The organism is Acinetobacter sp. YH12046 (assembly GCF_013419905.1).
GTDB lineage: Bacteria > Pseudomonadota > Gammaproteobacteria > Pseudomonadales > Moraxellaceae > Acinetobacter.
Window position 1 is genome coordinate 24734 of record NZ_VOZF01000010.1, and the last position, 10866, is coordinate 35599.

14 protein-coding genes are annotated in these 10866 nt (G+C 41.1%); 7 read left to right on the plus strand and 7 right to left on the minus strand.

What is annotated here, in order from left to right:
* Nucleotides 1-36 precede the first annotated feature (36 nt).
* From queE to FTU03_RS07865, 4 genes are all read left to right on the plus strand, one after another.
* Nucleotides 37-747 (plus strand): 7-carboxy-7-deazaguanine synthase QueE, encoded by a 711-nt coding sequence (gene queE / locus FTU03_RS07850; protein ID WP_159124056.1) that lies wholly within the window; start codon nucleotides 37-39, stop codon nucleotides 745-747.
* A 33-nt stretch (nucleotides 748-780) separates the two neighbouring features.
* A complete protein-coding gene (gene queC / locus FTU03_RS07855; RefSeq protein ID WP_034704975.1) occupies nucleotides 781-1449 on the plus strand; it encodes a 7-cyano-7-deazaguanine synthase QueC in 669 nt (222 codons plus the stop codon).
* Between the two features lie 27 nt (nucleotides 1450-1476).
* Nucleotides 1477-1938 carry a hypothetical protein gene (locus FTU03_RS07860; protein WP_034171206.1) on the plus strand — a complete coding sequence of 154 codons (462 nt, stop codon included), beginning with the start codon at nucleotides 1477-1479 and terminating at the stop codon, nucleotides 1936-1938.
* Between the two features lie 80 nt (nucleotides 1939-2018).
* Nucleotides 2019-2477 (plus strand): peroxiredoxin, encoded by a 459-nt coding sequence (locus tag FTU03_RS07865; RefSeq protein WP_159124055.1) that lies wholly within the window; start codon nucleotides 2019-2021, stop codon nucleotides 2475-2477.
* Nucleotides 2478-2553: 76 nt separating this feature from the next.
* Here FTU03_RS07865 and FTU03_RS07870 read toward each other — a convergent pair whose 3' ends face one another.
* Nucleotides 2554-3153 carry a LysE/ArgO family amino acid transporter gene (locus FTU03_RS07870; protein ID WP_166138351.1) on the minus strand — a complete coding sequence of 200 codons (600 nt, stop codon included), beginning with the start codon at nucleotides 3151-3153 and terminating at the stop codon, nucleotides 2554-2556.
* 107 nt (nucleotides 3154-3260) lie between these two features.
* Between FTU03_RS07870 and FTU03_RS07875 the strand changes: the two genes are divergently transcribed.
* Nucleotides 3261-4163 carry a LysR family transcriptional regulator ArgP gene (locus FTU03_RS07875; RefSeq protein ID WP_179992689.1) on the plus strand — a complete coding sequence of 301 codons (903 nt, stop codon included), beginning with the start codon at nucleotides 3261-3263 and terminating at the stop codon, nucleotides 4161-4163.
* Nucleotides 4164-4208: 45 nt separating this feature from the next.
* Here FTU03_RS07875 and FTU03_RS07880 read toward each other — a convergent pair whose 3' ends face one another.
* On the minus strand, nucleotides 4209-4772 hold the full coding sequence (locus tag FTU03_RS07880; protein WP_179992704.1) for a YceI family protein: 564 nt from the start codon (nucleotides 4770-4772) through the stop codon (nucleotides 4209-4211).
* A 47-nt stretch (nucleotides 4773-4819) separates the two neighbouring features.
* On the minus strand, nucleotides 4820-5389 hold the full coding sequence (locus FTU03_RS07885; RefSeq protein WP_179992688.1) for a nicotinate-nicotinamide nucleotide adenylyltransferase: 570 nt from the start codon (nucleotides 5387-5389) through the stop codon (nucleotides 4820-4822).
* Nucleotides 5390-5490: 101 nt separating this feature from the next.
* On the opposite strand from FTU03_RS07885, the gene FTU03_RS07890 reads away from it, so the two are divergent.
* Both FTU03_RS07890 and FTU03_RS07895 read left to right on the plus strand, forming a co-directional pair.
* On the plus strand, nucleotides 5491-6291 hold the full coding sequence (locus FTU03_RS07890) for an enoyl-CoA hydratase (protein ID WP_179992687.1): 801 nt from the start codon (nucleotides 5491-5493) through the stop codon (nucleotides 6289-6291).
* Nucleotides 6292-6364: 73 nt separating this feature from the next.
* Nucleotides 6365-7159, plus strand: a complete 795-nt coding sequence (locus FTU03_RS07895) for a nitroreductase family protein (protein WP_179992686.1) — start codon at nucleotides 6365-6367, stop codon at nucleotides 7157-7159.
* A 221-nt stretch (nucleotides 7160-7380) separates the two neighbouring features.
* Here FTU03_RS07895 and FTU03_RS07900 read toward each other — a convergent pair whose 3' ends face one another.
* The 4 genes from FTU03_RS07900 to FTU03_RS16195 all read right to left on the minus strand — a co-directional run bounded on the left by FTU03_RS07900 (nucleotide 7381) and on the right by FTU03_RS16195 (nucleotide 10821).
* Nucleotides 7381-8850, minus strand: coding sequence for a carotenoid oxygenase family protein (locus FTU03_RS07900; RefSeq protein WP_179992685.1), 1470 nt, complete (start codon nucleotides 8848-8850; stop codon nucleotides 7381-7383).
* Between the two features lie 148 nt (nucleotides 8851-8998).
* A complete protein-coding gene (locus FTU03_RS07905) occupies nucleotides 8999-9316 on the minus strand; it encodes an NGG1p interacting factor NIF3 (protein ID WP_179992684.1) in 318 nt (105 codons plus the stop codon).
* Nucleotides 9317-9333: 17 nt separating this feature from the next.
* On the minus strand, nucleotides 9334-10215 hold the full coding sequence (locus FTU03_RS07910; RefSeq protein ID WP_179992683.1) for a LysR family transcriptional regulator: 882 nt from the start codon (nucleotides 10213-10215) through the stop codon (nucleotides 9334-9336).
* Between the two features lie 480 nt (nucleotides 10216-10695).
* Nucleotides 10696-10821 carry a KGW motif small protein gene (locus FTU03_RS16195; protein WP_253144109.1) on the minus strand — a complete coding sequence of 42 codons (126 nt, stop codon included), beginning with the start codon at nucleotides 10819-10821 and terminating at the stop codon, nucleotides 10696-10698.
* Between the last annotated feature and the right edge of the window lie 45 nt (nucleotides 10822-10866).

A 10866-nucleotide genomic window follows, 5' to 3' on the forward strand; every position in this document is an offset into this window, starting at 1 on the left:
TACATTGTTATTTATTTTTCAGTGGTTAATGTTGTTATGAATACGCTTCGATCTTCCGCAATTCCAGTTTCTGATCCGTCTGCGGGCTTACGCATTACGGAGATCTTCTATTCATTACAAGGTGAAGCCAATACTGCAGGTTTACCGACCGTATTTATCCGCTTAACCGGATGTCCACTGCGCTGTACGTATTGTGATACTACCTATTCTTTTGAAGGTGGCGAGCGTAAATCTTTAGATGACATCATCCAGACCACGCTTGATTTTAAAACGCCTTATGTCTGTGTGACCGGTGGTGAACCATTAGCGCAACCGAACGCCCTACCTCTGATACAGCGACTTGCAGATTTAGGCTGTGAAGTCTCTTTAGAAACCAGTGGTGCATTAGATGTTTCTAAAGTGGATGCACGGGTATCCAAAGTTCTGGATTTAAAAACGCCAACTTCAGGTGAAGTTGCACGAAATTTGCTTACAAATCTGGATCATTTGACTCAGCATGACCAGATTAAGTTTGTGATCTGTAATCGTGAAGATTATGAATGGTCAAAACAGCAGGTAGAACAGTACCAGTTGAATGAAAAAGTCAGTACAGTCTGGTTCTCCCCTGCATTTGCAGTTGAAAAAGGAGCTGCACGCTTGCCACAATTGGCACGTGATCTGGCTCAATGGATTTTAGAAGACCATCTCCCTGTTCGTTTCCAGCTGCAGCTGCACAAGTTGTTATGGAATGATGAAACTGGTCGTTAATTTTTGTAAATTTACTATATTGGAGTATTTGTTATGCGCCCTCGTGCCATTGTATTGTTATCTGGCGGATTAGATTCAACAACCTGTCTGGCTTGGGCGCAGGCACGCTATGAATGTATTGCACTGAGTTTTATGTATGGCCAACGCTCTACTACAGAACTTGATGCAGCTCGTGCACTGGCTCAACGCTCGGGTGTAGAACATCGTGTCATCAATATTGATTTAGGTAACCTAGGCGGCTCAGCCCTTACTGATCATAGCATTGAGGTACCAGACCAATTGCAGGAAGGTATTCCGGTAACCTATGTACCTGCACGAAATACCATCTTCTTATCTTATGCTTTGGCTGCTGCAGAAGTGTTCGGTGCTGAGGCAATTGTGATCGGGATTAATGCGGTGGATTATTCAGGTTATCCAGACTGCCGCCCGGAATTTATTGAAGCTTTTGCCAACATGGCACGCCTTGCAACCAAGGTCGGTGTTGAAGGTCAAGCCCTGAAATTTGAAACACCTTTGTTACATTTATCCAAAGCAAATATCATTCGCTTAGGCCTAGAACATGGCGTAGACTACAGTCAAACGGTATCTTGCTACCAAGCAGATGACCAAGGACGTGCGTGTGGAACATGTGACAGTTGTCGTTTACGCAAGCAAGGTTTTGCTGATGCAGGTGTTGAAGACCCGACACGTTATTACCTTTAAAATCGATCAAGGTTATAAATCCATATTATGAATATTAAAGCCAAATTACTTGCGACTAGCCTACTCTCTTTGTCTGCCCTATTTTCAACTGCATCTTTTGCAAATAATGATCAAGCTAAGGCAAAAGCAGAATTTGAGGCAATGAAAAAAGAATACACAACTGCCATGAAAAATGCTGGAAGCAGTTCAAATGTACGTGACGGTTTAATTAAAGCCTGTGCTATTCCATACAAACAGGCAGTGAAGTACAAAAAACTGACTCAGTCTGATGTGAATAAGCTTTGTACATGTGAAGTAGATGCAGAAGGTAAATTGACTCAAGCTCAGAAATGGCAGATTCAAAGCACCATTAACCAGAAGAAAAACCCTGCAACTTTAGACTTTGTTAAAAAACAAAGCCAGAATGTGCAGTCTTGTGTAGGCCCACAGCTCGCAGGTAAATTAAATTCACTTGCTGCAGAAGCCAATAAAGCCGCTCAAAAGAAATAATCCTGACGGATGTTTTTCTAGAATAAGCCACTATAATGTGGCTTATTTTTTTGAAAAAATTTAGAAAAATTGGAGAGACCATGTCTGAGATCAGCTTACCTGAGCACACTTTTTCAACCACTACAGGTGAAATTAATCTGGCCCAACTGGATGCAGAATGGCTGGTTATCTATTTTTATCCTAAAGATTCGACACCTGGCTGTACTACTCAGGCAGTCGGTTTCTCTTGTTTAAAAGATCAGTTCGATGCACTCAATACGACTATTCTGGGCGTATCACGTGATTCGGTTAAAGCGCACCAGAACTTTACTGAAAAACAGAATCTGACTATCAATCTGATCAGTGATAAAGAGGAAGTGTTATGCAAACACTTTGATGTCATTAAAGAAAAGAATATGTATGGCAAGAAAGTCATGGGCATTGAACGCTCTACCTTCATTTTCCATAATGGCAAGCTGGTCAAAGAATACCGCAAGGTAAAAGCTGCTGGCCATGCTGAACAGGTTTTAGAAGATTTGAAAGCATTACAAGCTGCTTAAGATCTTTCATAAAATCAAAAAAAGGCATGAATAGAAATATCATGCCTTTTTCTTTAGAGGTACTACAAAGAATAATTCAGTTCACTAAAGAAACTGCAATTGACCACATTACACAGCCAATGAGTACATCCAGTATTTTCCAGGCTTTTGGACGCTGAAAAATAGGTTGCAAATAACGTGCTGCATAGCCCAGTCCAAAAAAGAATACAAAGGACGCACTAATCGCTCCTAAGGCAAATTGTATCTGTGCATTGGAATATTGGGTGGAGATGGAACCAATCAAGACCAGTGCATCCAGATAAACATGCGGATTGAGCCAGGTCAGCATCAAACAAATCAGCAAAACCTTATATAAAGAAGGCACATCTTTTTGATCTGTGTCCAGACGCTGCTCATTCTTCCAGGCCTGATAAAAATGCTGAGCGCCATAGATCGCCAGAAAAGTTGCACCCAGATATTTCGCCATATTGATCCAGTGCGGATTGACCAGCATCAATTGTGAAAACCCCAAAACACCGGCAAAAATTAATATTGCATCAGATAAAGCACAACACATACAGATCGCAAAGACATACTGCTGTTTCAAGCCCTGCTTCAATACAAAAGCATTTTGTGCACCAATGGCAATAATCAGGCTAAAGCCTACCGCCAGACCTTGTATATATGCATTTAACATTGGAATATCATGGAATTATAAAGATGGGGATCATTATCTATGTTATTCTTTTCAATTAAATATAATTAAGAAAATATCATTTAGACTAAATTTTATTTAGGTAAGCTATGCCACTTAATTCTAAAAACTGTGATGCTTTTCTGGCTGTTGCAGAAACCCAAAGTTTTGATGCTGCCGCAAAAGTATTAAATATAACGGCTTCGGCAGTCACTTTAAGAGTGCAAAATCTGGAAAGAGATTTGGGGCAAGTTCTGGTACTACGTGAGCGTCCTTGTAAAGTGACCAATGCCGGTCAAACCTTACTGAATTATTTGCAGCATCAACGCCTGTTACAGCAGCAATTGATCCAGCAATTAAATGGTCAAAATAAAGCAGAATTTAGCTCGATTCATATCGCGGTAAATGCGGATTCACTCGCAACCTGGTTATTTCCCTGTCTGAACACTACCCTGCTTGCAGAAAAAATCACGTTGAATCTTCAGGTTGCTGTTCAAAGTGAAACTCATAAGCTTCTGGAGCAGGGCCAAGTCAATGCATGTATTAGCAGTGAAATTGAAGCCATGCCGGGCTGTAAGGCTCATTTTATTGGACAGATGCATTATAGAATGGTCGCAACACCTGCCTTTGTGCATTCCTGGTTTAAACAAGGCATTCACCGGGAATCACTGCGTAAGGCACCCGCTGTGATTTATAATGATCAGGATCATTTACATAGCCATCTACTGTTAACTCAATTTGGCTTAAACCAGCAATGTTTTCCTTTTCACTATATCCCCTCCTCGACCGCCTTTGCGGATGCTATTTTTTCAGGATTAGGATATGGTTTGGTGCCGGACTATCAAATTGCGGACCAGATTCAAAATGGGACACTGATCGAAATACTGCCTGAATGCAATTGTGATGTACCTTTATATTGGCATCACTGGAAACAGCAATCTCCCGCTCTAAAACAGTTAACCAAAGTCATTCTGGAACAGGCAGAACAGTGCATGAATAGTCCAATTCAATAAACAGTTCTATATGTCCTGCCGAATTCACAGAAATTGAATATCACATTATTGGGTTTTCCACTGCCCCATTAAATGAATATTAACCTTTTCACCTACGCCTGCAGTGGCCTTCTTCATCCCAAAATCTGAGCGATTAATTACCGTAGTGGATTTCACATCGAGTAGATTAGGATTAGCCTTGTTCGGTGTCAGAGTGGTATCGAATACCACTGGTCGAGTAACACCTCTTAATGTTAGTTGCCCCATAACCTGATAACGATTCGTACCATTTGGCTTAAACTGCGTACTTTTGAAATTGACTGTTTTATAGCGCGATGCATGAAACAGGTCCTCACCCATAATCATATTTTTAAGGCTAGGTTTGGAAACTTCCAGGCTATCCACCTGCATAGTGAACTCAGTAGATGACTGTTGTGGCTGATCGGGATCAAACTGCATTACGGCCTTGAACTCTTGAAAATTTCCCTTTACCACATTCAAACCTAAGGAGTTAATGCTAAAGCCGACACTACTTTGAGGCGTCAATGTCCAGCTTTTAGCATACGCAGCCGATATACACATAGCAGATAAAGCACCTGCATAAGCTATATTTTTCAGGAATAGATTCATTGTGTTCATCCTTAACAATCAAATGAACTCACTACCTTAAAACGGTTTCAGCCTAGATTTGTTTTATCATTTAGTTCAAACTTGTTGACCAATTGTTGATAAATCTCATTATTTTTAAATTTATGTAAAAACTCACTGGTGCCTAAAGGAAAAGCTGATTCCACTACTTCACCGCGATAATACGCTTCACGTAAAGGTGTCGCTGAAATTGCACCCACCAAGCTATCCAGTTCCACCATTTCCCATTCCGGGAACAAACTTAAATAATAAGAAGATTCATCTTTAAAGTGACCAATCAGACCAACTTTAGCATTTAACTCTGCTACTTCAGCAACCAGTAATTTCACCAGTTTTTGCCATTTTTCATCATTGTAGACATCAATCACATGTACGAATTTAATGCGCTTTTGATCTGCTTCGGAAAAATTCGACAGAATCATTTCTTCACGTTCAGCGGCTAGAAAAGGGTTTTTGATATTGCGTTCCTGCTGCGCTGATCCAAGCGCCAAAATCACCTGCTGGCTTTGCTGCAAAGCAATTTTAATGGTTTGCATATGAGCCAGATGAAATGGCTGGAAACGACCAATAAAAACCAGATAATCAAATTTATATTTCATAGCACATCTAACTTTTATGAACGCATCAGTTATGTCGTACGGAAATTTTTACGACATAATAAGCGCCAATAAATTCATATTAATAAAGCAAGGATAGTACGATGACACTGAGCTGTATTCAACAACCGCATCAGCATTTAAATGCGAATTTAGACAATGGCGTACTGACCTTAGCCATTAATCGCCCTGAAGCTAAAAATGCCCTCTACGGCGAGTTATATCTATGGATAGCCCAGGCGCTGGATGAAGCGGATCAGGACAACAGTGTTCGTGTGGTGATTCTACGTGGTCAGGATGCGGACTTTAGTGCCGGCAATGACATGCAGGACTTTATGAAGTTTATTCAGACGCCTCTGCAAGGTAAGGCTGGCGATACCCCTCCTTTTGTCCTGTTGAAGTCTGCTGCAAAATTTTCCAAGCCTTTAATTGCTGCCGTTCGTGGTGTGGCGATTGGGATCGGGGTAACGATTCTGCTGCATGCCGATTTAGTGTATAGCGATAATACTGCCCTGTTCCAGATTCCATTTGTCAGTCTGGGTCTGTCGCCTGAAGGTGCTTCAAGCAAGCTACTAGTACAACAAGCTGGCTATCATAAAGCGGCGGAATTACTGCTCACCGCTCAAAGATTTAACAGTGACAAAGCACTGAGTGCTGGTTTGGTCAATAGCATTGAAGAAGATGTCTATGCCGCAGCTGAAAAACAAGCAAAAACTCTTGCCGCTTTACCACTCGCTTCTATTAAGCAGACTAAAGCGCTGATGAAGCATAATCTGGCTGAAATTATCGAGTGTATTGATGATGAAGCTGAGATCTTTATGAAGCGTGTCGGTTCAGCTGAAATGACAGAAGCTGTTCAGGCCTTTATGCAAAAACGGAAACCTGATTTCACACAATTCAACTAATTCTGAAACTTATCTTTTAATTGAGGCAGTTTAGACTGCCTCAATCTTTTATATCTTTGAAAGAATCTAGCTTATGACTAATGAAAACTCCCAAAAGACCACCCAAACTACCGATAGTGCAAATCCTGAAAAGAAACGTTATTACGAACCTGCTCCTCAGGATATTGATGTAGATAATTTCCGTAAGGTGATTGAAAGTCGCCGTTCTGTGCGTAAATTTACCAAGAAGCCAATTCCTGCCGAAGTACTGGATAATTGTCTAGATCTCGCACTGCTGGCACCAAACTCATCTAATCTGCAACCTTGGACGTTTTATGTGGTGCAAAACCCATCCAAGAAAAAGCGTTTGGTCAAAGCCTGTATGAGCCAGCTGGCTGCTAAAACAGCGTCTGAATTAATTGTCTGTGTAGCACGTACCGACCGTATTGATGAAATGGCGAAATTGAATATTACCGAGTTTCCATTCCCTGAAGCGCCACCAGCAATTAAAAAGTACTATAAGTACATTCCATACAACTACAAGACTGGTTATTTGAATGCCTTTGGTAACTTCAAGAAAGTTGCTTTCAAAGTCGCACGTACACTCGATAAGCAAATGCCGGTTTCTGCATTTAGTCCTGCTGATGCCAAACTTTGGGCTACTAAGACTACGGCGCTGGCCTGTGAGAACCTGGTACTGGCTTTACGTGCCTATGGTTTTGACAGCTGTATGATGGAAGGTTTTGATGAGCCTATGGTTCGTGAAATTCTGGATCTGAATGATCAGCAATATCCAGTGATGGTCATTGGCGCTGGTGAACGTGCCAAAGACGGCGTGTTCTTCCCGCAGTATCGTTTTGATCGTGAGCTGTTTATTCAAAAGATTTAAGTCTTAATTAGATACACGATTGGCGACATGGAGGTCGCCGTTAGGCAGAGATTCAGGGACGAATCTTCTGCCTAGCAAAAGATTTTGGTTACTTTACGGTATACATACCTCATCTCTCAAAGTAACATCAGCCTATGAACTGATATTAGAATTTTTCACGCTTTATGAGGCTGTGCAGCTTAACAACTACGATGAATTTTTCAAATTGTTAACCCACTAATCTAAGAATAGTTCGCTCTTAATTTCCGATAATCAATCCAATTACAATGAAACCCAACTGGCACTCGAACCGGTAAATGAATCGTGGTAATCGGCCCATCAGTAATATGCTGTGCATCAAGAATCACAACCTTGGATGGACCACAATCTAAAGCATGCACATATGACATCAGCCAACCATCATTTTCTGCTTGAGCATTTTCCCGTGCGACAAAAATCGCCTCACCGGTGACCCAGTTTTCACCAAAGGAATAACTTTCTGTCGTTCGAGTTCTTAGATTAAAACACATCAACGTATTGCTACGAATATGAGTAGGATCGTCAAATTCACCAAAGGAAATACTATAGATATAACGGTACTGCCGCCCGGTAGAGGCTTCATTGATCCGAGGGAATTCCTGCTTAACATCCGACAGTACGGTTCGGGTAACTTTCCCTGTCCCTTGTTCAAAGATAAACCGTTCCAGCCGAATATCGTGATCTTCAATCGGTCCCTGAATCGAGCTAACCAAGGCTTGGGAGTGCACGACTGCATCCATCACTATATCGCCAGTATTTAAGTCATAAGCATTCACGGTATGAAAAATAAAACAGGGATCAATCTCATACCAGCGAATATCAGTGGCCTTACCACCAAAAGGCAATACGCCAATACATGCCTGTCGTTTTGGATTCCATTGATATGGCAGCATCGACCCTGCTAAAGCACTGCGAACCGAGAAATTGACATTTAGATCTAGAATCAAAACCTGAGATTTAGTAATAGCACAGTCATGAATCATCGGGCCATGTTTTACGGGGATCTCGACGTGATGTTTCAGCTTACCGTGCGCATCTATATGTAGATAAAAAACTTTATTTTGACTCAAGGCATCGTAGCAAACTGCATGAATATCTCCGGTTTCAGGATCAATATGCGGATGGGCTGTAAATGGTAGGTCCTTTTCATTTTCAAACAAATGATGCCGTTTTGATTCAATATCACTATTTACTTCAATCGGATAAGCACCCGCTTCGACCAGCGCCCAAATTTTTCCTGCAAAGTTAATGATATTGGTATTTACAGCATCAGCTACACCGCGTGTTTTACCTGGAATCAGTGGTCGATGCAGTTTCTTCTGAACGCTGGCAGCACCGACATAACTGCTTTTATACCAATGGGCTTCACCACCTTTTAGCCTCAAAGCATGGATCATGCCATCACCTGTAAACCAGTGATAATTTCTCGGATTTTTAACCATGATTGGATTTGGGCCAATCCGCATCAGAGCACCATCGAGTTCCGCTGGAATCTGACCTTCTACGTTCAGTTGGGTAGAAAAATTTTCCTGTCGCTGCGGTGCGAATATACCGTCCAGATAAGGATTATCATGAGAATATGGAATACGGTTATGCAGAATTTCTGCACCATATTGAATGGATTTACTGAGCGTACTTTTGAGCATGCTGCTCAGCGGTTTTGGCCACTGCATTGTTATTTTCCTTATTGTATTTTTTATTTGGAGCGTTATGGCAAATCTTATAATAACAAAAGCAGTTTGACTGTTTTTTAAATGTAGACTGACGGCGCGCTAAAGTGAACGCGCCGAGATGAAATAGATTGTAGATAATATTTCGACTTTAGACCTTGATATCCAGCAGCTGAATAAACTCAAAAGCTGGCTCTTCATAAGGATGGCTTTCTTTTAAGGCTTTGGCGACTTCTACCGCCTTTTCATCCGGGACAATCATTTCCACGCGCCATTCTTCAACTTCTTCCAGTTCACCCACCTCTCCAATAAAAGGATCAGCACCTTTTAATGGTTTAAACTGGCCTTTTCCCAAAACCTGCCAGGCACACTCGGCATAATCTCCAATACCACCGGCACCTGTTGCAAATACAGCCTGCTTGGTTTTTTCTAGATGTTCATCTGGTACGTAATAAATTAGTTTAAGCATATATCCCTACAATTTTTTCAAGCATTTACCTTATTGTTAAGGGCTTGAGTAATAATATTCAATGCTGGATTTTGAGAGTTCTTGTTAAATGTTGCATATAGTTCTACCTGGGGTAAAGGTCGATCTGTCTGAATCACTTTCACTTCATCATTCAGGAAACGTAATAAATAATCGGGAGCAAAACTAAAACCCATACCCATATTGATCAGGTTAATATGCTGTAGCACATTGGTCGCCCACAGCACCTGATCGTGCTTTAGCTGATCAAAGGACATCAAAGCATTCAGTCTTTCGTAAAATACAGGTGATGCATTCTGATCACACATAATAATCGTATGATTTTTCAGTTCTTGTAATTTCAGTATTCGATCGGTTGGGTGCAAATGCTTGGCTGCAACCAAGTGAATTTGCTCCGTCAATAAATGAATATTGTCAAAATCTGGATGATCTAGCTGAAAACGGGTAATACTTAGATCTAGTTCGGCGTTTTTCAGACGTTGAAGCTGTTCCAGACAGAACAGGCTATGCAGATGATTTTTTAAATCTGGCATGGTCTTTTTAAGCTTGGCCAAAATATGTGGCATGACTTTTAGTTCGGCAACATTCAGAAAACCAATATAAATCTGGTTATTTTTCTGCTGGGCCACCTGTCGTGCTGACGCAACAGCCAATTTGGCATTTTCCAGAGCTTTTTCTGCATAGGCTAAAAAGGCCTTGCCTTCATCAGTTAAATGTATTTTCCGTGAAGAACGCTCAAACAGGTTAACGCCAACTTCCTGCTCCAGATCTTTAATCTGCTGGCTTAAAGAAGGTTGAGCCGTAAACAGCTTTTCAGCAGCCCTAGTGAAACTCTGCTCCTGCGCCACAGTAATGAAATAGCGTAAATGTCGAAGTTCCATAGATTGCTCACTTCAAAAAATAGGTGCTTATCTTACGATTTAGGCCAATGTATTGAAAATGTTAATAGATCAATAGCTTATACGAATACTCATATAACTACCTTCTATGCATGGCCAGACTTTGCTCCTCATACATTTATGCGTGTTTCAGGTATACACATGGTGCCTTGCATGACGCAGTATTTAATACTGATGTTCTGGTGAAGATTGGGAACAGGCAGCTGAATCTTTGAACTAACCATATCTGGATGTGATTCGGATTGCTTCTCATGATGTTATAAACCCTAGAATGGCAAGCCTGAAATTAATGAATCTGTGGCAATTCTGGTTAGGTCGGATGATTAATCGTTTGGCGTGATCAGGACAGTATTAATAATGCTTTTGTTTATTAAAATACGCTGAAGGTAACGTTAAAGCAGATTCAACCCACTGTTTAGCAATAAAAAAGCCACCTTTCGGTGGCTTTTTTAAATCTGTTGATCAAGAACCCTGTAGCAAATAACTACCTACCAAGAACAGCACCTGTAGGCCAACGACAAAACCAAATAACCACCAACCTTTCTGACGTAATTCTGTTCTATCCATTATTCTGAGCGTCTTAGCCATGTCATCACCTCATTCTTGAGTGTTGATACTGAACTGATCTATACC

What these genes read in the sequence shown, in the direction of transcription:
- queE (WP_159124056.1), top strand. Translation starts at nt 37, where the DNA reads ATGAATACGCTTCGATCTTCCGCAATTCCAGTTTCTGATCCGTCTGCG.
- queC (WP_034704975.1), top strand. Translation starts at nt 781, where the DNA reads ATGCGCCCTCGTGCCATTGTATTGTTATCTGGCGGATTAGATTCAACA.
- FTU03_RS07860 (WP_034171206.1), top strand. Translation starts at nt 1,477, where the DNA reads ATGAATATTAAAGCCAAATTACTTGCGACTAGCCTACTCTCTTTGTCT.
- FTU03_RS07865 (WP_159124055.1), top strand. Translation starts at nt 2,019, where the DNA reads ATGTCTGAGATCAGCTTACCTGAGCACACTTTTTCAACCACTACAGGT.
- FTU03_RS07870 (WP_166138351.1), bottom strand. Translation starts at nt 3,153, where the DNA reads ATGTTAAATGCATATATACAAGGTCTGGCGGTAGGCTTTAGCCTGATT.
- FTU03_RS07875 (WP_179992689.1), top strand. Translation starts at nt 3,261, where the DNA reads ATGCCACTTAATTCTAAAAACTGTGATGCTTTTCTGGCTGTTGCAGAA.
- FTU03_RS07880 (WP_179992704.1), bottom strand. Translation starts at nt 4,772, where the DNA reads ATGAATCTATTCCTGAAAAATATAGCTTATGCAGGTGCTTTATCTGCT.
- FTU03_RS07885 (WP_179992688.1), bottom strand. Translation starts at nt 5,389, where the DNA reads ATGAAATATAAATTTGATTATCTGGTTTTTATTGGTCGTTTCCAGCCA.
- FTU03_RS07890 (WP_179992687.1), top strand. Translation starts at nt 5,491, where the DNA reads ATGACACTGAGCTGTATTCAACAACCGCATCAGCATTTAAATGCGAAT.
- FTU03_RS07895 (WP_179992686.1), top strand. Translation starts at nt 6,365, where the DNA reads ATGACTAATGAAAACTCCCAAAAGACCACCCAAACTACCGATAGTGCA.
- FTU03_RS07900 (WP_179992685.1), bottom strand. Translation starts at nt 8,850, where the DNA reads ATGCAGTGGCCAAAACCGCTGAGCAGCATGCTCAAAAGTACGCTCAGT.
- FTU03_RS07905 (WP_179992684.1), bottom strand. Translation starts at nt 9,316, where the DNA reads ATGCTTAAACTAATTTATTACGTACCAGATGAACATCTAGAAAAAACC.
- FTU03_RS07910 (WP_179992683.1), bottom strand. Translation starts at nt 10,215, where the DNA reads ATGGAACTTCGACATTTACGCTATTTCATTACTGTGGCGCAGGAGCAG.
- FTU03_RS16195 (WP_253144109.1), bottom strand. Translation starts at nt 10,821, where the DNA reads ATGGCTAAGACGCTCAGAATAATGGATAGAACAGAATTACGTCAGAAA.